The following is a 20,059-nucleotide window of genomic DNA, read 5'->3' on the forward strand; positions in this document are numbered from 1 at the left end:
TACTGACGCCATCCCTTTTTAACCGGATGGCGTTATGCTTTTAACACTCCCACAATTTCAGCGAGCAGCGGGCCTTTCGCCAGTGATGGCGCAACGCTGGTTTGAACCATTCAGTAAAGCCACCGCTGAATTCCAGATTAATACACCAGCCCGGCTTGCCGCCTTTATTGCTCAAACCGGCCACGAGAGCGCGGGCTTCAGTCGGCTCAGTGAAAATCTCTATTATTCAGATGCTGAGCGCGTGGCGCGTATTTTCCGCAGCGACTTCGATCTCAATAAGAATCGTATTATCGAGCCCGGCGAGATTGAATTTGCCCGCCGCTATACCCGTAACCCTGAAAAAATGGCGAATTATGTTTACGCAAATCAGGGTGGTAACGGTAATGAAGCATCAGGCGATGGCTGGCGCTTTCGCGGGCGTGGCCTGATTCAGATTACCCTGCGCAATAATTACCTGCTTTGTGGTAAGGCGCTGGGTCTCGATCTCATCGCTAACCCCGATTTGCTACTGGAGTATGTCAACGCAGCCCGCAGCGCGGCCTGGTACTGGAAGGCTAATGGCTGCAACGAGCTGGCGGACAAAGGCGATTTTCTGGCTGTCACCCGCCGTATCAACCCTCCGGCTGAAGGTCAGGCCGACCGTGTGGCGCGGCTGAATGTCGCTAAGGCGGCGCTATGACGATCTCTCTGCGCGATCTGGTGACGAACCCGGCCACCGGTCGTCTCTCAACGTCAGATACCATCGTTTTTCTGGCCTTCCTGGTCAGTTCCTTCGTGCTGGTCTGGATCACCGTAACCCGTCCCGAAACACCTGGTGAGCTGTATTTCACCTATCTGGGCGCATGGGTGGCACAGAGCCAGGCATCAAAACACATGTCCATCAAACGAGCCAGAGAGGTGCGCGATGTGGGAAGCAGCCCTGAAAATCCTGAAGGTTAGCTGGAAACCGCTGCTCGTCGTCGTGGTGCTGACAGGCTGCGGGATATGGTTCGGCACCTTCATCACAGGCAACAGGCTGGACGCTCAGGCGCTGGCCTTCAGCAAGGAGAAGCAAAGCCTGACTGATGGTTTCAGTGAAAAAGAACGGCAGTGGGATCAGGAGCGGCTCAGTGCTGCGAATCAATATGCAACTGACCTGAAGGCTGCACTTGATAAGCAGAACGCCTGGCAGCAGAAAGCGGATGCGCTGACCCGCGAGCTGGCTGAAAAACAAAAGGCACATGACGAGACTGTTCGCGATCTTAAAAAGAGGCTTAAAGATGCACTTGATAAAGATGGTCCTGGTTATACCGGCATTGGTCCTGGCGGCCTGCAGCTCTTCCGTGAAGCCTTCGGCTACCCCGGAACCGAAAGCCTCCCCGTTGGTCAGCATCTGCCAGCCACCGCCAGCGGCACTTCTGGTCATTCCGGCCAGGCCACAGGCACCGGTGGCGGACTCTCCCCCACGGGAATAGTGTCGTTTTCAGCGGAATACGGCGCATGGTGCCAGCTCCTTGAGGGCAGGCTGCAGGCAATAAACGAGTATTACAGGAAGTGAAAAATATTATGACTCTTGATATGGCCTTTCAGATTGCGCTGGCGCTGGCTGCAACCTTCGGCACCATCTGGATACGTCGTCTGCAAAAAGACATCACCGACCTGGAAAAGGCGGTTGATCGCATCCGGGATGAATACCAGCGCCGTGAGGATGCCAAAAGTAACTACACCGCAATGATGGATGCGATGAGGGAGCTGCGAGCGGCTATCGAGCGCATTGATAACAAACTGGACAGGAAACAGGACAAATGAAAGCCAGACACAAGCGCCGAACCCGCCGCGTGACAATCAGCCAGAGCGAACAGGAAACGCTGAGCCGGATTTCAGCTCAGCTCGACCGCCTGCAGGCTCCCGTCAGCCCGGACATTCTGGGCGGGATTAATGACAAGCTGAGCCGGATTGATGTTCGTCTCACTACCATCAGCGACGATGCCGCTCGACGTGGTGCCTCTGCCGGTGCGATTACAGGTGGCATCGCGGGCGGCGTCATCACGGTAGCCATTCTGCTCATTCGCGCAAAACTGGAGCTGTGATATGGCGCATCCGCAGGAAACACGGGAAAAACTGCGACGATCTTATATCTTCGGCCAGATGTCGCTTGAAATAGCCTCCGCTCAGGCTGGCGTGGCATTTGCGACAGCTCGCCGCTGGAAGAAGGAAGCACAGGACGCAGGCGATGACTGGGACAAGTTACGCGCCGCTCACCTTATGGCCGGGAACGGTCTTGAGGAGATTGGCCGCGCCATTCTCACCGGGTTAATGACCCAGTATCAGACCACGCTGGAGCTGCTGACAACCGAGTCTCAGCTCCCTCCGGGGGAACGCGTCGAGCTTCTGGCAAGCCTTGCCGATGCATTTAACAAAGCCGTCGCAGCAAACAAGAAAATACTGCCGGAGGTAAGCCAGCTGGCGGTGGCGCTGGATGTTATCCAGAAGCTCAGCGCATTTGTCGCCGAGCACTATCCAAAGCATCTGGCCGCGTTCGTGGAAATCCTTGAACCCTTCGGCAAGGAGATGGAGCAACACTATGGCTGACCAGTTAATCCGGGTTAACAGTGAAAACTATGTGATGGCCAGTGACGTGCTGGGCGTCCGGTTCGCGGGCGGCAAAAACGTAACCGTCGCGACGTCGACAGGCTGCTACAGCCTCGATGTTGAACGAGATAAAACCGGCATCGAGTCGATGAACCGCTTCATCAGCGAGGTTAATAAAGCCCTCCGCAATCACCATTAACAGGCTGTTAAGGGCAAATTAATCATGGCCAGAACTAAGTTATCCAGCAAAGATTTTCTTGCCGAACTGGCGGAACTCTCCGCCAGTCTTCGTCGCACCATTGAAGCGGAAGATGTGGGCTTTGACCCCTCCGCAGCTGCAATTGCTGAACGTCGTGGCCTCGTTGCTGACCCTGTAACGGGGTTTGAATACTTTGTGCAGCATTATTTTCCGCACTATGTCCGCCATGCCGCCCGCAGTGAATTGCATAACTATCTCTATAAGCGCCTGCCTGAAATCATCCAGGCTACGGGAAGCCAGAACGATGCGATAGCGGCTCCGCGTGGTGAAGCCAAATCCACCATCGTGAGTCAGCTTTTTGTCATCTGGTGCATTGTGCTGGCGCTCAAGCATTACCCGGTCATCATTATGGACTCCATCGACCAGGCCTATCCGATGCTGGAGGCGATAAAGGCGGAACTGCAGTTTAACCCCCGCCTGCTTATGGATTTCCCGGAAGCGACGGGCGGTGGCCGCGTCTGGCAGGCCGGGACCATCCTCACCCGCAACGACATTAAGGTTCAGGTCGCCGGTAGTGGCAAAAAGCTGCGTGGTCTGCGCCATGGCCCGTATCGTCCTGACCTGGCTGTGCTCGATGATATCGAGAACGATGAACTGGTGCGTAACCCTGAGCAGCGTGACAAGCTCGATAACTGGCTCAAAAAAACCGTCCTGCCGCTTGGCGGCGCAGGGGCCAAGTTTGATGTGGTGTATATCGGGACAATCCTGCACTACGATTCCGTGCTTTCCCGTACCCTTAAAAATCCGCTATGGACGCGGGCCCGGTTCAAGGCGCTTATCAGCTGGCCGCACAATATGTCGCTGTGGGATAAGTGGGAAGAAATCCTGCGCAACAACGACGAAGATGGTCAGATGCTGGCGCAGGCATACTACCGTGAGCATCAGGCTGAGATGGATGAAGGTGCAGTTGTGTCATGGGCTGCGCGTCCGCTTTATGCCCTGATGCTCATCCGTGCCCGTGATGGCCACAGTACCTTTGATGCGGAATATCAGAACGATCCCGTCAGCGGCGAAGATGCGCCATTTACCGGCTGCATTAACTTCTGGGTCAACCGCCTTAACGAGTGGCGCTTCTATGGCGCATGTGACCCGAGTCTGGGTAAACACGGCAACAGCCGTGACCCTTCTGCGTTACTGGTTGGCGGTTTCAACCGCTTTACCGGCATTCTGGACGTTGTTGAAGCGCGTATCCGAAAGCGTGTGCCGGACAAAATTATCTCTGACGTTATCGAGCTGCAGCGGGAATATAACTGCCTCGTCTGGGCGGTCGAGTCCGTCCAGTTCCAGGAGTTCCTGCGCACCGAACTGGTGAAGCGCTCCGCTGCGATGGGTATCCCCGTTCCTGCCAGAGCCGTCACACCTTCGGTTGATAAGCTCCTGCGCATCGAGTCACTGCAGCCACATATGGCCAACGGCCTGATACGCCTGCACCCTTCGCAGACCACTCTTATCGACCAGCTCCGGCACTTCCCCAAAGCTGACCATGATGACGGGCCTGATGCCCTGCATATGCTCTGGATGCTGGCCGTTTCCGGCGCTGGCAATTTCGAATTTAAAGCTGTTCCCCGCCGTGGCCATAGCGGGGACAGGTTCGGTCCTTCAGGAGGATTTTGATAATGGTTCAGATTCTTGACCAGTATGGTCGCCCGCTTAATAAAGAGGTGCTTAAAGCCCCCCAGACCTCCCGCACGTTCGAGCTGCAGCGTGACTGGCCAACTCACCCCTCACGGGGAATGACCATTGCCCGGCTTCCTCGCCTTCTGGAAGCGGCTGAGCGCGGCGACCTGGCGGCTCAGGCTGACCTTTTTGAAGATATGGTTGAGCGGGACGGGCATATCTTTTCTGAAATGGCCAAGCGCAAGAATGCGCTGCTTACTCTGGACTGGAGCATCGAGCCACCGCCGAACGCGACGGCGGAAGAAAAGCAGATCGCCGCGATGGTGGCCAGCTGGTTCGCGGACCTTCAGGAGATGGAAGATATTACCCTGAATGCGGCTGAAGCTATCGGGCATGGCTTTTCCGCTCAGGAGATTGAAAAGTGGGAGCTTGACGGCAATCTGTGGCTGCCTGTCAAAATCAAACTGCGTCCGCATCGCTGGTTCTGTACCACGCCGGAAGCCGGGGACGAGGTGCGTCTTAACACCGGCACGCTGGGTGGAGAAGAACTCTGGCCATTTGGCTGGCTGGTGCATACGCATAACGCCAAGTCAGGCTATATCGCGCAGTCAGGGTTATACCGCGTACTGGTCTGGCCATATCTGTTTAAAAACTACAGCGTGCGCGATCTCGCTGAGTTCCTGGAAATCTACGGGCTGCCACCGCGTATCGGGTCGTATATGTCCGGGGCCAGCCAGGATGAGCAGGATAAACTCATGGAAGCGCTGGTCAGCATCGGTCATAACGCCTCGGGGATCATCCCTGATAACACCAAAATCGAATTTAAGGATGCCGCTGAGGGGCAGTCTGATCCTTTCATGGCGATGATTAACTGGTGCGAACGTACCGAATCAAAGGTCATTCTCGGCGGCACGCTGACGTCACAGGCAGACGGCAAGTCCTCAACAAATGCCCTTGGTAATGTGCATAACGAAGTCCGCCACGATCTGCTGACCGCTGATGCCCGCCAGCTGGAAGGGTTTTACCGTGGCTTCATTCGTATGTTACTGGCCATTAATGGTTATAACGTCAGCCCGCGCCGTCAGCCGCGCCTGGTATTTGATACCCGTGAGCTGGAGAGTATTGAAACCTTCGCCAATGGTGTTTCCGCACTGGTACGCGCCGGGATGGACACTATCCCGACCTCATGGATACACAAAAAGGTCGGGATTCCGGTGCCAAAAGAGAACGAGGCTGTGCTGACGCCGCCCGCAACTCCCTCTCCGGTGGGGCTGAGCACCACGCCGGTATTCCGTCATTTCGCGGCACTGAGCACCACGGGCGAGGTTGTTGACCCTGCTCAGGATGCGCTGGACAGCGCCACGTCGCCTGGGGAGAGCATCGCGGTGGCCATGGATAAGCTGATTGCTCCGCTGGTCTCGGCCCTGAGCAAGGGGCAAAGCCCTGATGAAGCTCTGGATATCATTGCTGCGAGTTACCCTCAGCTGGATGACACGCAGCTGCAACAGCTGATAAAGCAGGCGCTGTTTGTCAGCGAGGTCTGGGGGCGACTCAATGCCGAAAGCTGATGTTGATCTGGGGTACGCCATCGGGTTAAAGCCCGAAGAAGCGATTGCCTACTTCGAGTCGAAGGGCTACGCCACCGGTTTTAACTGGCACGATATTGAGGCCCGCGCCCATGCCACCAGTTTCACCGTGGCGGGCGTCCTTAAACAGGATGTGCTTGAGGATATTCATAAATCGTTGCGCGAGCATATTGTTAACGGCGGCACGCTTCGTGACTTCGAACGGCAGATTACCCCAACGTTGATCCGTAAGGGCTGGCTCGCCGACCGTGCCAGGCTGGTCGCTGATGAAGATGGCGTTCTGGAGGGTAAGCAACTCACGCCACGCCGTCTGCGCACCATCTTTGAAACCAATATGCAGGCGGCCTATGGTGCCGGGCGCTATGTGGAGCAGATGGCCAACGCGGAATTTCGCCCCATATGGGAACGCGTGGCCGTCATGGACATGCACACCCGGCCACTTCACGCCAGACTCAATGGTTTTACTGCCCGCTATGACGATCCAGTGTGGCAGTTTATGTACCCGCCTGACGGATACCACTGCCGCTGCCGCATTCGTGCCCGAACTCAGGCGGATGCAGACCGCATGGGGATTGAGGTCAAATCGTGGGAGCAGGACATTGTCACGGTACAGCAGGCATGGGGACCAAAAGAAACCCGTGACGTTAAGGCGTTACGCTTCAACGGCGAGCTTTACACGCCTGATGCCGGATTCGGGCACAATCCGGGTCAGGGCTGGCTCTCTTCTCTTGGACAGCGCCTTATGGATAAATCTGTAACCACCACGCCCCGGATTGCTTCTCAGGCCATCCATGAAACCCTGTCTGAACCTGCTGTGCTGGATGCCGTCAGCGATGATGTGCGTCGCTGGGTCGACACCGTCAGCGTGCGGCAGAAGACCCGTGGCGACCTGAGGCGCGTCGGCGGTATCCAGCCTGAGCTGCTGAATCGCCTCGAAGAGCGTGGTGTTAACGGTGCGATCACATTAAGCATTCACGAAGAGGATGTCCGGCTGGCTCCGGGCCCGATGTGGTCAGAGCTTCCCGTTCTGCTCCGTCAGCCAGCTGGTGTCTGGCTTGATGATGACGCTCTGGTGTGGCTCCTCTCCGGGCAGAACGGCACCCGCGCCGTGCGTGGTGTGCAGTCTGACGATGGCTGGCGTCTGTCGCTTGTAAACGCCGGTGCCACCGTCACCCCTGGCGATGTGTTATCTGAACGCGCGGCGCAGCTGCTGGAGCTGAAATCATGAGCTACGCCATCAGGTATGACATTGGTGACTTTGAGCGCTCACTCGGTGAACTCATTAAAAAGCTGGAAAACCGCGCCCCCCTGATGCGTGAGATGGCCGCTGCCATGGGGGATGCGGTTGAAGAAAACTTCGCGCAACAGGGGCGGCCCGCGTGGATGGGCTGGAGTCCGGCATATGCCCGTCAGCGCCGGGGCGGTAAAATTCTCCAGAAGAGCGGTCGACTGGCGGCGAGTATCACGCAGTACAGCACGAATGATGAGGCGACGGTCGGGACCAATGTGAAATACGCCCGCATCCATCAGGAAGGCGGGGAAATCAGCATTCCGGCCCGCAGCCAGAAAGCCTACTACCGCCAGAACAAGGATGGTTCAGTGGGTAACCGGTTCGTTAAAAAATCCCGCTCCAACTTTGAACAGTGGAACACTATCGGGGCGTATAAAATTAAGATGCCCGCGCGTCCTTTCCTGCATCTCACCGAAGATGACGTGGAGAAGATGGAGAGTACGGCTGAGCAATATCTGAAACGTATTTTAGACTGAGGGCAAATTCGTCCTGTAAGGCGCTGTGACGCGTTCAGTCTGATTGTGCTAGAGTGATTCGGCCAGAAGGTATTCAGACGTTTTTAAAAGCGGTTTAAAAAGGTCTGGGCTCATAAATGCATTACTGGAGCGAGCAACTGGACACATTCAAAGCTTTCCTTGATTATTTCACCCCGCAGCAGTGGGTTTTCATTGGCATCTTTGGGGGCCTGGTTATAAAGGTTGCTGAGTGGCTCACTGACCGATACTTTGCCCGCCGGCATCAGAAGCGTCAGTCTGCTAAACCCGATAAGCCGACAACCAAAGAAAACGATCCTCAGCAATAATCCACTGAACCTCTTCATCTGAACCTCCCCGCAGTGGTGCCGTATCGTCGGCACCATGAAAAAGACACTCATCGCTTCACTCACCCAGGAAATTAACACCGCCACTCCCGGTGTCATCCAGCTCTTCCCGGCTGGTGAATTCCGCGCCCGAGATGGCCGTCCGAACGAATGTGCCGCCTGGCTGATGACGCGTGAAATCGCCGAGCGGTTGATTGCCGCAGCCGATGCACGCGAGACGCCGTATGTCCTGGACTATGAACATCAGACATTACGCTCAGCCAAAAATGGTCTGCCAGCTCCCGCTGCGGCCTTTTTCAAAAAGCTGGAGTGGCGGGAAGGTGAAGGCCTCTTTGCTGTCGATGTTGAGTGGACCACTGCCGCTGCAGACATGGTGGCAGCAAAAGCATATCGCTTTATTTCCCCCGTATTTTCTTACGACAAAACCGGTCAGGTGCTGGAGTTGCTCAACGCCGGTCTGACCAATACACCAGCGGTCGACGGGATGGAGGAAGTGTTACTTGCTGCCGCCTCCCTGATGGCCGCGCATTTAACCACAGAGGGTCAGACCGAAATGGATGAAGAATTTCTCAACGAGCTACTGAGCAACCTGCGCTGGATGCTCAATCTGCCAACCGCTTCAACGAAAGAAGATATCCTGGCTGAGCTGCAAAAAATCATCACCATGATTTCCGGTGGCCAGGGGACTGCAGCGGCTTCGGTCAGTCTGCTGGATATCCTGAACCAGAACGCGCAGAGCATCGCCGACCTGACAGCGAAACTCGACACGCCTGACCCGGCTAAGTGGGTTTCGGTGGAGGTCATGCATTCAGCCGTTCAGCAGGCAACAGAGCGTGCCGGTGCGGGTAATACCGCCGCACTTGCCACACAGCAGGCTGAGGCGCTGATTACGGTTGCCCTCAGCGACGGTCGTCTGCTTCCGGCGCAGCAGGCATGGGCTGCGTCACTGGCGAAATCCGATCCGGCCAGTCTTACCGCCTTTATCGAAAAAGCGCCAAAGATTGCCGCACTGACTACCAGTCAGACGCAGGGGCAACCTCCAGCGGGCCTTCCGCCACGCCCGTCACAGGGTGCTGAAGATGATGCGATTGACCCGGCCATCTGCTCCATGATGGGCAATGACCCGGAAAGCGTCGCGAAATACCTCAAATAAAGGAGAGCGAAATGGATCGTCATACCCCTTATCGCGACGGCCAGCTGTTTGCCGTCCCGGTTGCGGCAGCCACTGAACTCTTTGGCGGCCATATTATTGCGGCCAACGCAGCGGGCTTTGCTGTACCAGGCAGCGCCACGGCGGCCAATACCACCCTCGGCATCTGTGATGGCTGGGTGGATAACTCTGCCGGTGCAGCCGGTGATGCGAGCGTGCTGGTTCGTCGCGGTAAAGCCTGGTTCCTTGCCAACAGCACTGCTGATGCGGTCACGCAGACGCAGATTGGTAAGGATTGCTACGTGGTGGACAGCCAGACCGTGGCCAAAACCAGTGATACCAACGCCCGCCCGGTCGCAGGAAAGGTGCTGGGCCTTGAGAATGATGGCGTCTGGGTTCTGATTTAATAAGGAGAGAACCGTGTTAATTAACGTAAAAAATGTACGTCAGATTTTCATTAATCTGAAAGCGACCTTCCAGAACGCCTTTGATCAGGCTCCGTCCGACTGGCAGAAGATTGCCATGGTGGTGCCGTCGACCGGGAAAGAAAACGACTACAGCTGGCTGAGCCGTTTCCCGAAAATGCGTGAGTGGATTGGCGACAAGGTGGTTAAAGCGCTCGCCGCGTTCAACTACACCATCCGCAACAAAGACTGGGAAGCGACGGTAGAAGTTGAGCGTAACGATATCGAAGACGATCAGATCATGGGCTATGCCCTGCAGGCGAAAGGTGCGGGCCAGTCCGCTGCAGAACTGCCTGCCGATATCGTCTTCGCGCTCCTGAGCAAAGGTTTCACCAATCTTTGCTACGACGGTCAGCCCTTCTTTGATACCGACCACCTTTCGGGGGGCAAGTCGGTCTCTAACAAAGGCACGAAAAAGCTTGCCGTTACCTCGCTTGCCGCCGCAAAAGCAAGTTACGGGGCTGCACGAACGGCCATGCGCAGCCTGAAGGATGATGAAGGCGCGTCCCTGAAAATTCGCCCGACCATCCTGGTTGTGCCTCCGGCTCTTGAAGACGATGCCAACTATCTGATGACGGCTGACCGCTTCCCTGACAATACGCCAAACCCATACAAGGGGACGGCTGAAGTTCTGGTTGTGCCGGAGCTGACGTCAGATACCGCCTGGTTCCTGCTGGACACGTCAAAACCCGTGAAGCCCCTGATTTATCAGGAGCGTAAAAAACCGGTCTTTGTCGAGCAGACCGACTACAACGCTGACAACGTCTTTATGCGCAAGAAGTTCATCTTCGGTGCTGAAGCCCGTGCAAATGGTGGCTACGGCTTCTGGCAGATGGCGTATGGCTCCACCGGGGAGGACGCATAATGCCGATTCAAATCACTGCCCGCCGCGATGGCTTTCGCCGTCTCGGCATCGCCCACAGCGCGAATACTGTCACCTGGCCGGATGACCATTTCAGCGACAGCGAACTCCAGATTCTGGAAAACGATCCCAATCTGATTGTGGTTCGTTTGCAGGATGTGCCTGAAAACGCTGGCGACGGCGATGCTGTTTCCGCCCTGACCACCGAGCGTGACGGCCTCAGGGCACGCGTCAGCGAGCTGGAGGCGACGGTTCTGCAGCTCAACCAGGATGGCGACGCGCTTAAGCAGCAGCTTGCCAGTGCAAACGGCACCATCACGGAGCTGGAGACAGTACGTGATGCACTGAGTCAGAAGCTGGATGCGCTGCAGGCCGGTTCGGAAAACACGGACAAAAAGGCCAAGGGGTAAGCCATGTACGCGAACCGGGAGGACATGGTCAGGGCGTTTGGTGAGCGCGAATGCGTGTCGCTCACCGACCGCAGCTACACCGGGCAGATTGACGATGATGTGCTGAACGGCGCACTCGTTCAGGCCAGCGCTGAAATCGACGGATATCTCTGCGGTCGCTATCCGGTGCCCTGGGCTGATGAGCCCCGTGTTCTCGTCGGTCGCTGCTGCAACATTGCCCGCTATCTTCTGTGCGGCTCTGAGACCCAGATGACAGCGGAAATCCGCGAGCGGTATGAGGACACCGTTCGTTACCTGGAAAAAGTTGCATCCGGGCGAATCAATCTGGGCCGCACGACGACGGGGGAAGTGGTGAAAAGCGGAACCGGTGCGCGGATGGTGTCGGGTGGTCGCGTCTTCGGACGTGACCAGACTGGCGGAGGAAGTTTCTGATGGTGATTACGGATATTGAAAAAGCCATCGTGGAGCGGCTTCGCAAAGGTATGGGCCGTATGGCTAAGAACGTGCGCTCCTACGGCGGCGAGCTGGACGGCGAGCCTGCGGAGGTACTGCGCCAGCTGCCTGCCGTCTGGGTGACGTTTGGCGGGGTCCAAAAAACCGAGCCATACAGCACAGCACGGCAACGGTTTGTCACGCACGGTCGCTTTGTCGTGGTGGTAGGCGAGCGCAGCCTGCGCAGTGAAGAAGCGGCCCGTATGGGTGGGCCGCACGTACAGGAGGTCGGTACGTACATTCTTGTTGCTGCCGTTCGTCGTCTGCTGTCCGGTCAGGATATGGCGGATACGGGTATTAAAATTGACCCGCTCAGCCCCGGTCGCGTGCGCACGCTCTTCAACACCCAGATAGAGACTCAGGCATTTTCCGTTTTTGCCTGCGAGTTCGACACGAAATGGATTGAGTCAGCGCTGGAGAACGGGCGTTACCCGCTTACGGATGCGCCGGAAGGCCATGTTGATCATATGTTCCAGATTTATGGCGGTGCCACCACCGACGATGACCCGGCATGGCTGAAAACCCGACTCAGTTACGATCTTAAGCAGCCTGATAAAGACAATGCAGCAGAGGACATTATCAGTCATGAGCAAAATTAAAGTAAAAGCCGCCAGTGGGTTGAGCGTGCCGCGCGAGGATAATGCGCGCCGCTACATCACCGATGCGGAACCCCTTGAGGTGGAGAACACCGCTTATTACCAGCGTCAGGTAATGGCCGGTGATCTGATTATTGTCACGGACAGTGACAAGAACACCAAAAACAAAAATAACGCAGTCAGCACGGAGGTGAACGGTGAGCAGTCCTAATATCAGTTTTGACACTATCGGTACGAACCGCAAGCCAGGTCAGTATATTGAGTTCAACACCCGCCTGGCCGTTCGTACCCTGCCGGGTAACACCCAGAAGGTGCTGATGATTGCACCAATGCTGGCCTCCGGTTCGTCTGCACCGCTTGTCATTCAGTCTGTTTTCTCTGATGAAGAGGCTGCGACGTACTTTGGCCGTGGCTCACTGGCGCATCTGATGGCCACGGCGGCCATCGGTGCCTACCCCTATCTGCAACTGCAGATCGTCGGGGTCAGCGATGCGGCCACTGCAACAGCCGCGACGGGCAAAGTCACCCTGACCGGCACAGCATCTTCCAGCGGGAAGCTGAGCGTGACCATTAATGGCACCCGTATTGATGTCGGTATTTCGACAGCAGATACGGCAGAGACCATTGCGGCAGCGTTGACGGAACTGATTACCCAGAAAGACGGGTTGCCAGTGACAGCGACGGCAAACGCGGGGGAAGTGACCCTGACCTGCCGCCATAAAGGGGCGGTTGGTAACGACATTATTGTCTCTTCCGCCGTGACGGCAGCGGGTATCACAGCAGCGGCGACCACTCTTGCAGGCGGCAATGTTGATCCGGATATTACGCCAGCGCTGGCAGCGGCGTTCTCAGCAGGTCATAACATTGTTGTTTGCCCGTTCTCCACCCAGGAGGCGATGACGGCACTGCGTAACCATCTGACAAACGTCAGCAATGCGATGGAGCAGCGCGGTGCAATCGGCGTGGGTGGCTGGCGCAAGTCGCTTTCCACCGGCATTGCACTGGCAGCCTCACTGAATGACGGGCGTATCACGCTGGGCTGGCATAGTGGCTCGGTAAAAACCCCGGCGCAGATTGCCGCTGCCTATGCTGCTGTTATCGCCAGTGAAGAGGACCCGGCCCGCCCGCTGAACACCCTTGCGATGAGCACGCTGGACGTGACTGCAGTAGAGAGTCAGCCAGGGCGAACCGAGCAGGAGAACGCCCTGCGTAATGGTCTTACGCCGTTTGAGATTGGCCCCGGTGACAAAGTGCAGATCGTTCGCGCTATCAGCACCTACACCAAAAACGCCCAGGGCGTGGATGATGTGGCGCTGCTGGATATCACCACCATCCGAACGCTGGACTACGTGCGCAAGGCCTGCCGTGAACGCATCGCTCTGCGATTCCCGCGCGACAAGCTCAGCTCAAGGACGCCGCCGAAGGTGCGAAGCGAACTGCTTGATGTGCTTTACAAGCTGGAGGAGCTGGAGATTGTCGAGGAGGTGGATGCCAACAAAGACGGTCTTATTGTTGAGCGCGATCTGCAGGATGTTAACCAGCTGAACGGTCGCATTCCTGCGGATGTTGTGAATGGCCTGCACGTCTTTGCCGGTCGAATTGATTTGCTGCTCTGAGGGGTAAACCAGAATGGCTCTTGAAGAATATGTTGGCGCGATCGTCATGGAAGTCGACGGCCAGGAAATTGAAGTGACTGACCTCAAGGAAGATGTGACCACCGGGCGAAAGCTTGTGAAGACGATGAACAAAACGGGCCGCGCCAAAGGTTTCTCCCGTGGCATCGAAGAGATTCAGCTGACCGTTACGGTGGTCATCCCGGAATCCGGCGACCTGAACTGGGGCGGTATTGAAGGTGCGAAAATCACCCAGTATCCACTCAACAGCAGCGGTAAACGTGTTTCTTACCTGGACTGCTTCAGCACTCAGGCCGGGGCTCAGTATACCGTCGATAACGAAGCGAAGCGCGATATCACCATGAATGCACTTCGTCGGGTGGAGGAATAAATGGAAAAGCAGCAGCTTTTATATGGCGTTAAATACGGTGATAAAGTCCATTTTGATTTTGCCGTCAGGATGCCGGTTGTCAGGGACACTATTGAAGCCCTGCGTCTCACTGATGAGGCTTGCGGAACAACCGAAGGGGCATCGGCGGGGTTGTATTATCGCGTGGCGCTGATGGCACTGGCAATTGAAGCACTCGGTTCACTGGATAAGAAAGACATAACACCAGAGTTGCTCCTTGATGGGCTGAATGATGATGATTTCGATCTCATTGATGCTCAGATTGACGCCGTTAAAAAAAAGCGGATGGATTTGAACAAAAGCTCACCGGGTACCGAACCCTCGTCCTCGCCCTCGGGCGATATGGGATCAGTGAACAACAAATCGGAAGCATGACCCGAACGGAGCTCGACGGCTACACCGAAGCACTTGCCCGGTTACATGGAAAGAAAACCGGGCAAACCACCACCCGCACAACCCGCACTGTCAAATCGCAACGCCGGAAGAAAGTCGGCAAACGGAGATAGTCCATGGCGCGTAACTTACAACTGGCGTTGCAGCTGCTTGCTCGTGATACCGGCTCCAAAGTGCTTAAACAGGCACTGCAGGGCATCAGCCGTGATACCAAAGCGGCGCAAAAAACCGATGATGAGCTGGCGAAATCCCGCCAGCAGAACTCAACCACAGCGATTCGCGCTTCCCGTTCTCTCCAGGACGAATACCGTCGCGCCAGTTCGGCGCGATCAACTCTTGGCATTCGCTCAGAGCGCGATATTCAGCGTGAAATACAGCAGACCATGGCGGCCTATAATCGCCTCACCCGCACCGGTATGCTGTCCGCTAATGAGCAGACCAGAGCCTTCTCAGCCATGAAGGATAAAGTGCGCAATTTGCGCAGCGAACTGAACGGTGTTGGTGAAGGTATGAGCCAAATGCAAAAACTAGGTGCTGCAGGCTCAACTATTTCAGCTGTAGCCGGTGGGGTAATGGCAGCAGGCGCAACACTGATCCGTCCGGTCTCGAACCAAATGAGTTACCAGCAGAGACTGGCAATGATGGCTAACACAGCCTATGCCGATCAGGGTCTGGAAGGCAGGCGTACTGGTATGAAGGAGATGGATTCCCTTATCCGTCATTCAGTTAAAACCGGTGGTGGGACTAAAGAATCAGCCGCTGAAACGCTGGATGCTATGCTCGCATCGGGTTCTGTAAGCATGGAATCAGCGAAATCAATGTTGCCTATGATTCAAAAATACTCAACTGCAACAGGAGCAGATCCCGCAGACCTTGCAAATATCGCAATTAAATTAAAACAGTCGTTTGGAATTCAAGATAGTGACCTTGATAAAGCACTGAATATGTCGATTAGTGCCGGACAAAGCGGTTCTTTTGAGTTGAAGGATATGGCTAAGTGGCTTCCGTCGCAACTTGCCAGTGCCGGTAATGCTGGCATGAAGGGACTGGACGATTTTGCAGTGTTATTGGGCTGGAATCAGGCATCAGCCATTACCGCAGGCTCTTCTGACCAGGCTGGTAATAACCTGAATAATCTTTTATTGAAATTAAATAGCCAGGATGCGGCTAATGCCGCCGCGAGAATAAAATTACCGAGTGGTCGAGGAGTTGATCTTTCTGGTAGCCTCGCCAAAGGTGTAGGTAAAGGTGTTAATCCTCTCGAAACATTCAACCAAATTGTAGATAAGGTTGTTGCATCTAATCCTGCGTATAAAAAATTAGAAGAAAAACTTAAAACAGCTCCTGAAAATGAAAGGAAAGATATTATCAATTCTCAGGCAAAAATACTGGAAGGGTCAGGGATTGGGAAAATAATTGCAGACCAACAGGCTTTACTTGCACTTCTCGGATACAGAGGAAACAAAACCTATACGCAGGACGTTATTTCCGAGGCTAATTCTCAGCGTAATTTATCAACGGGAAAAACGGCTGGCGATCTGAATTTTTCCTTAATGTCGGAACAACCAGGATTCAAACTAGGACAACTTGATAACGAGAGAGACTTTCAGGAGATGGATTCAGTCAAACCTTTATCCGATTCCCTTGGATATCTTTCAGATAAATTACTGAAGTATGCAGAGGAATATCCTGGTTTAACCAGGGCAGTTTCTGATGCTGCTATTGGGATTAAAGCAATGGCTTCAGCTGCGGCGGTATTTGGTGCGATAAAATGGATGTCAGGAAGAGGGATTACAGGGGGCAAACCAGCTGGTTCAAACCCTCTTGAAATACTCGCGGAAGGTGCCTCTGGTAGTAATGCCATACCTGTTTATGTCACTAATGCTCAGGAAATAGGCGGCGATAAAGAAGGTTTCCTTGATAAGTTTCTCGGGGGGAGCAGTGATTTGCCAGGGCAACTAGGTAAATGGGCTTCATATGCAAATGTGGCAAATATTCTTTATGAGTCCGCCAAGGATAAATTCGACTCTGCTGATGAGGAAGCTAAATCCAGAGGGATTACTACAGGTGAGCTTTTTGCACAAAAACTTCAGGAAAAAGAAAATAATAAAAAACCTCTTTTCGATGTTGATCTCTTTTCGATGGTCAAGTCCTGGTGGAGTTCTCCTGCAACAATAGGCCAAAACTCACCAGCAACAACAGGCGTGCCGTCTTATCTGTTGCCTCAGCAGCAACAAAAGCCTCAGCCAGTAAACATCACAACCAAAGTCATGCTCGATAATCGTCAGATTGCAGAAGCGGTCAATGAGTACAATGGCGATCAATCCGTTCGCGGCTCAACAGGAGGCCCGCAGTGAGCTGGGAAGATTCATTACAGGATGCCTCATTCAGGGGCGTCCGCTTCGATGTGGTTAATACCCGTGACAGCGCCAGCCGCGACATTGCGACGTATGAGTATCCCTATGTGGACGGTGGCGATGTTGATGACCTTGGCCGCAAGCCTCGTAACCTGCGAATGACGGTCCTTTTCTGGGGCGACGATTACGATGTGCGACTGCAGGCGTTTCTGGCGGCGCTGGATACACGCGGCAGCGCGGAGTTAATCCACCCGGTTTTCGGCTCCATGACGGGCATGCAGTGCATTGAGTATCAGGCATCGCATGAAGCGGAGAACGTTGATTACTGCGTTGTCGAAGTGGTCTTTATACAGGGTGGACTTAAACTGCCTTTCTTTGGCAGTGACTTCCCGCTGTCGAAGGCCGATATCATTTTCAACCATGCGCAATCCGCTCTGGAGAAAGCCCAGACGGCCATCGACAATATTCTCTCGCCTCTTCGTACAGCGAAAAAGTGGATGAAGAAAGCGAAATCCCTGGCAACCACGACGCTGAATATGGTGACCGTACTTAAGGGGGAACTGACGGGATTTGTCAGTTCCACCTCGGATTTTGTTAATTATCCGAAAGCGTTCATGAATGACCTGCAGAGTGCGCTGAGCCTGACGTCGCTTCAGTCCAAATCAAGCGTCAGTAATAACCCAGGAAGCTATTCACAGTCCTCAGACGTTTCCGGTACAGCGGGCATCGTGATGGCCGACTGGAAGAATGGCCGTAACAATCTGCAGGATGTGGCCGCATTACCTCAGCAGATAGTGACCGGGCAAAAGACGGTTGCTGTTGCCGTTCCGGCAGGCTCATCAACCTCGGATATTACCGAGCTGGTAACAGCGGTAAAAATCCAGGTTGCAATCCAGCTGGCACTTGATGCTTCAGACATACTCAGTGACAGCAGCATCAGCGATATTCTGTCTCCTGTTGATATTGAGCAGATCACCAACGACACCAGGACGGCCATTCAGACGGCAATCGACCAGACGCGGGACACCTTTGCTGCCGATACGCAAAACGTGAGCGCCGGTGAAACACCTGGTGGCGTGACATGGCAACCCGTGGTTGAAAGCCTCAAGGATATTGCCCTGACCGTTCAGGAGCTGGGTGCAGCGGTTATCACCAGCAGACCGCCACTGACGACGCGAGTGATATTGTCCGACACCAACCTGCATTTGCTGGCCCATCTGTGGTACGAGGACTACACCCGCGCCGCCGAGTTGCTGCGTCTCAATCCGACACTACGTAATCCTAACAACATCAAAGCCGGTGACGTTCTGAATGCCTACTCAAGATAAAGATTCGCAGAATATAGTGAGCCTGGTTATTGATGGCAAAATCCATAGTGCATGGAGCCGCTATCAGATTGACTCCGATTTTCTGATCCCCTCCGATGCATGGAGCGTAACGCTTGGGCTGCCTGACGGTATTTTCCCTGCGGCCATTAAACGAGGTGTGCCGGTACTGGTCAGGGTGGGTAATGATGTGGTGATGTCCGGCCGGGTGGATGTGGTTCAGCGCCGCGTATCCCGTCAGCAGGTCTCTTTATCGCTTTCCGGCCGCGATGGCGCTGCCGTGCTTGTTGACTGCGCTTCACCCGTTTTTACCTCCCGTCAGCTCAGTCTTGAAGAAGTGATCGCCCAGGTCGTCAGGCCGCTGGGGGTAACGAACATCCGCATTGAGGCTGAGTCATCCCTGCGTAATGACAAGGTCAGCGTTGAACCCGGAGAGCGTGCGTGGGATACGCTTGAGCGAGCAGCTGCTGCACGCGGGTTATGGCCATGGTTTGAGCCAGATGGCACGCTGGTTATTGGTGGGCCGGACTACACAAAAGACCCGGTGGCCACGCTGATTCTTAATCGTGACGGTCGGGGAAATAATGTCCTCGATCTCAGTGACCGGTCATCCATTACCGGGGCATTCTCTGAATTGACAATGCTGGCACAGGGACACGGCCAGGGGAAAAAATCCGGGAAGCTCGATGTTATTGACGTTGATGGCCAGAGCGCTGACGCAGAAGACGACGATGATGCCGATGATATTTATGACAGCACCGGCTCTGCAGAGAACGGCTTTCATGGCTTACGTAGTACCGTTCGCGACAGTACCGTACCTTTCTATCGTCCGCAGATTATGGTTGCCGGTGATGCTGATAACCAGGCGCAGGTTGATTATCGCGCAAGAAAGGCCATGGCTGACGCCCGTCTTAACGGGTTTGATCTGACAGCTATTGTTAAAGGCCATCGCATGGAGAACGGTCAGTTATGGCAACCGGGCCAGCGTATCCGTGTCCGAAGCGAGCCACACGGCATTGATGACATTTACTTCCTCATGGGAAGAGAGTTTTCAGGTGGACGGCCAGACAACACCATTACCACCCTGCGTCTCAAAGAGGATGGAATATGGATACCGGACGCTTATCCGAAAAAACGGAAATCACGTAAACGCCGCGCCAAGGTAAATAAAGAGCTGGAGATTATCGATGTGGAACAAAATTGATTCTCGTATTAACACGGCGTTAAACCGTATAAGACAGGCCTTCAGGGGCGTTTTGATAAGGGTTAACAGCGGCGGTGATATTCAGACCATTCAGGGTAAAGGTCTGGCTACGGAGTCCCTGCAGGATGTGGAGATGTTCCAGCAGTACGGTTTTACATCCAACCCGCCCAGGGGGACTAAAGCCATTATGCTCCCGCTTAACGGGCGCACCAGTCATAGCGTGGTGATTGCCACGGAACACGCTTCATACAGGCTAAAGAGCCTGAAAAGTGGTGAGCTTGCCATTTATTCGGATGAAGGCAGCAACATTATCCTGAAGCGCGGGAAAATTATTGAAGTGAACTGTGATGAATATATTGTTAATACTAAAAAACATACCGTGAATACCGAAGAGCATATTGTTAATACCAAAACGTATAAAACGACAGCCTCAGAGCGGGCAGATTTTGATACGCCATTGCTGAAAGGCAGTAATGAAGTTGCTGACGGTAAATCTACGCTGAACACCATGCGCGAGACTTATGACGGTCACGACCACAACCACGGCGGCGATGCAGGCACAACGCAGAAACCTAATCAGCCAATGTAATTTGTGGTAACGTAAGTTCTCCTTCAAAAGCAATCCCCACTGAACCCCTTC

General features: G+C 54.7%; 26 protein-coding genes. All 26 read left to right on the top strand.

The window, feature by feature from the left end:
* The first annotated feature begins 34 nt into the window (after positions 1-34).
* The 26 genes from ACMWKK_RS15340 to ACMWKK_RS15465 all read left to right on the top strand — a co-directional run bounded on the left by ACMWKK_RS15340 (position 35) and on the right by ACMWKK_RS15465 (position 20,008).
* Positions 35-679 carry a glycoside hydrolase family 19 protein gene (locus ACMWKK_RS15340; protein ID WP_063924410.1) on the top strand — a complete coding sequence of 215 codons (645 nt, stop codon included), beginning with the start codon at positions 35-37 and terminating at the stop codon, positions 677-679.
* Entirely contained in the window at positions 676-939 is a 264-nt protein-coding gene (locus tag ACMWKK_RS15345) for a DUF2644 domain-containing protein (RefSeq protein ID WP_023063181.1), read from the top strand. The genes ACMWKK_RS15340 and ACMWKK_RS15345 overlap by 4 nt, the downstream gene beginning before the upstream one ends.
* The gene (locus ACMWKK_RS15350; RefSeq protein ID WP_406542855.1) at positions 905-1,537 is read left to right on the top strand and encodes a hypothetical protein; all 633 of its coding nucleotides are present in this window, start codon (positions 905-907) and stop codon (positions 1,535-1,537) included. The genes ACMWKK_RS15345 and ACMWKK_RS15350 overlap by 35 nt, the downstream gene beginning before the upstream one ends.
* Positions 1,538-1,545: 8 nt before the next feature.
* A complete protein-coding gene (locus ACMWKK_RS15355) occupies positions 1,546-1,788 on the top strand; it encodes a hypothetical protein (protein ID WP_000171281.1) in 243 nt (80 codons plus the stop codon).
* Positions 1,785-2,069 carry a hypothetical protein gene (locus ACMWKK_RS15360; RefSeq protein ID WP_048977996.1) on the top strand — a complete coding sequence of 95 codons (285 nt, stop codon included), beginning with the start codon at positions 1,785-1,787 and terminating at the stop codon, positions 2,067-2,069. The genes ACMWKK_RS15355 and ACMWKK_RS15360 overlap by 4 nt, the downstream gene beginning before the upstream one ends.
* Before the next feature lies 1 nt (position 2,070).
* The gene (locus tag ACMWKK_RS15365) at positions 2,071-2,571 is read left to right on the top strand and encodes a DUF1804 family protein (RefSeq protein ID WP_000941096.1); all 501 of its coding nucleotides are present in this window, start codon (positions 2,071-2,073) and stop codon (positions 2,569-2,571) included.
* A complete protein-coding gene (locus ACMWKK_RS15370; protein ID WP_063930090.1) occupies positions 2,564-2,770 on the top strand; it encodes a hypothetical protein in 207 nt (68 codons plus the stop codon). Before ACMWKK_RS15365 ends, ACMWKK_RS15370 begins: the two co-directional genes overlap by 8 nt.
* 24 nt (positions 2,771-2,794) lie before the next feature.
* Positions 2,795-4,444, top strand: coding sequence for a phage terminase large subunit (gene terL / locus ACMWKK_RS15375; RefSeq protein WP_065944687.1), 1,650 nt, complete (start codon positions 2,795-2,797; stop codon positions 4,442-4,444).
* A gap of 2 nt (positions 4,445-4,446) precedes the next feature.
* A complete protein-coding gene (locus ACMWKK_RS15380) occupies positions 4,447-6,015 on the top strand; it encodes a DUF935 domain-containing protein (protein ID WP_060570694.1) in 1,569 nt (522 codons plus the stop codon).
* Positions 6,002-7,261 carry a phage minor head protein gene (locus ACMWKK_RS15385; protein ID WP_065944685.1) on the top strand — a complete coding sequence of 420 codons (1,260 nt, stop codon included), beginning with the start codon at positions 6,002-6,004 and terminating at the stop codon, positions 7,259-7,261. The genes ACMWKK_RS15380 and ACMWKK_RS15385 overlap by 14 nt, the downstream gene beginning before the upstream one ends.
* The gene (locus tag ACMWKK_RS15390) at positions 7,258-7,800 is read left to right on the top strand and encodes a phage virion morphogenesis protein (RefSeq protein WP_047063499.1); all 543 of its coding nucleotides are present in this window, start codon (positions 7,258-7,260) and stop codon (positions 7,798-7,800) included. Before ACMWKK_RS15385 ends, ACMWKK_RS15390 begins: the two co-directional genes overlap by 4 nt.
* A 116-nt stretch (positions 7,801-7,916) precedes the next feature.
* The gene (locus ACMWKK_RS15395) at positions 7,917-8,126 is read left to right on the top strand and encodes a phage holin (protein WP_096889599.1); all 210 of its coding nucleotides are present in this window, start codon (positions 7,917-7,919) and stop codon (positions 8,124-8,126) included.
* A 55-nt stretch (positions 8,127-8,181) separates the two neighbouring features.
* Positions 8,182-9,297, top strand: coding sequence for a phage protease (locus tag ACMWKK_RS15400; RefSeq protein WP_096889601.1), 1,116 nt, complete (start codon positions 8,182-8,184; stop codon positions 9,295-9,297).
* An 11-nt stretch (positions 9,298-9,308) separates the two neighbouring features.
* Positions 9,309-9,701 carry a hypothetical protein gene (locus tag ACMWKK_RS15405; protein ID WP_000373840.1) on the top strand — a complete coding sequence of 131 codons (393 nt, stop codon included), beginning with the start codon at positions 9,309-9,311 and terminating at the stop codon, positions 9,699-9,701.
* Positions 9,702-9,714: 13 nt separating this feature from the next.
* Positions 9,715-10,623: a Mu-like prophage major head subunit gpT family protein gene (locus ACMWKK_RS15410; RefSeq protein WP_021567604.1), complete on the top strand. Its 909-nt coding sequence runs from the start codon at positions 9,715-9,717 to the stop codon at positions 10,621-10,623.
* Positions 10,623-11,030: an HI1506-related protein gene (locus ACMWKK_RS15415; RefSeq protein WP_021567603.1), complete on the top strand. Its 408-nt coding sequence runs from the start codon at positions 10,623-10,625 to the stop codon at positions 11,028-11,030. Before ACMWKK_RS15410 ends, ACMWKK_RS15415 begins: the two co-directional genes overlap by 1 nt.
* A 3-nt stretch (positions 11,031-11,033) precedes the next feature.
* Positions 11,034-11,462 carry a gp436 family protein gene (locus ACMWKK_RS15420; RefSeq protein WP_060570688.1) on the top strand — a complete coding sequence of 143 codons (429 nt, stop codon included), beginning with the start codon at positions 11,034-11,036 and terminating at the stop codon, positions 11,460-11,462.
* Positions 11,462-12,121, top strand: a complete 660-nt coding sequence (locus ACMWKK_RS15425; RefSeq protein WP_021567601.1) for a DUF1834 family protein — start codon at positions 11,462-11,464, stop codon at positions 12,119-12,121. The genes ACMWKK_RS15420 and ACMWKK_RS15425 overlap by 1 nt, the downstream gene beginning before the upstream one ends.
* Positions 12,108-12,329: a hypothetical protein gene (locus ACMWKK_RS15430; RefSeq protein ID WP_023311698.1), complete on the top strand. Its 222-nt coding sequence runs from the start codon at positions 12,108-12,110 to the stop codon at positions 12,327-12,329. The genes ACMWKK_RS15425 and ACMWKK_RS15430 overlap by 14 nt, the downstream gene beginning before the upstream one ends.
* Positions 12,316-13,734 (top strand): phage tail sheath subtilisin-like domain-containing protein, encoded by a 1,419-nt coding sequence (locus ACMWKK_RS15435; RefSeq protein WP_406542856.1) that lies wholly within the window; start codon positions 12,316-12,318, stop codon positions 13,732-13,734. Before ACMWKK_RS15430 ends, ACMWKK_RS15435 begins: the two co-directional genes overlap by 14 nt.
* Positions 13,735-13,747: 13 nt before the next feature.
* Positions 13,748-14,122, top strand: a complete 375-nt coding sequence (locus tag ACMWKK_RS15440) for a hypothetical protein (RefSeq protein ID WP_023311695.1) — start codon at positions 13,748-13,750, stop codon at positions 14,120-14,122.
* Entirely contained in the window at positions 14,123-14,515 is a 393-nt protein-coding gene (locus ACMWKK_RS15445; RefSeq protein WP_023311744.1) for a hypothetical protein, read from the top strand.
* Positions 14,516-14,649: 134 nt separating this feature from the next.
* Positions 14,650-16,890 (top strand): phage tail tape measure protein, encoded by a 2,241-nt coding sequence (locus tag ACMWKK_RS15450; protein ID WP_406542857.1) that lies wholly within the window; start codon positions 14,650-14,652, stop codon positions 16,888-16,890.
* Entirely contained in the window at positions 16,887-18,218 is a 1,332-nt protein-coding gene (locus ACMWKK_RS15455; RefSeq protein ID WP_406542858.1) for a DNA circularization protein, read from the top strand. Before ACMWKK_RS15450 ends, ACMWKK_RS15455 begins: the two co-directional genes overlap by 4 nt.
* Positions 18,202-19,419, top strand: coding sequence for a phage baseplate assembly protein (locus tag ACMWKK_RS15460; protein ID WP_096889607.1), 1,218 nt, complete (start codon positions 18,202-18,204; stop codon positions 19,417-19,419). The genes ACMWKK_RS15455 and ACMWKK_RS15460 overlap by 17 nt, the downstream gene beginning before the upstream one ends.
* On the top strand, positions 19,403-20,008 hold the full coding sequence (locus ACMWKK_RS15465) for a phage baseplate assembly protein V (protein WP_048978030.1): 606 nt from the start codon (positions 19,403-19,405) through the stop codon (positions 20,006-20,008). The genes ACMWKK_RS15460 and ACMWKK_RS15465 overlap by 17 nt, the downstream gene beginning before the upstream one ends.
* The last annotated feature ends 51 nt before the right edge of the window (positions 20,009-20,059 follow it).

It is taken from the genome of Enterobacter sp. 01-M-03-SI-ECC (assembly GCF_047530215.1).
Taxonomy (GTDB): Bacteria; Pseudomonadota; Gammaproteobacteria; order Enterobacterales; family Enterobacteriaceae; genus Enterobacter; species Enterobacter chengduensis.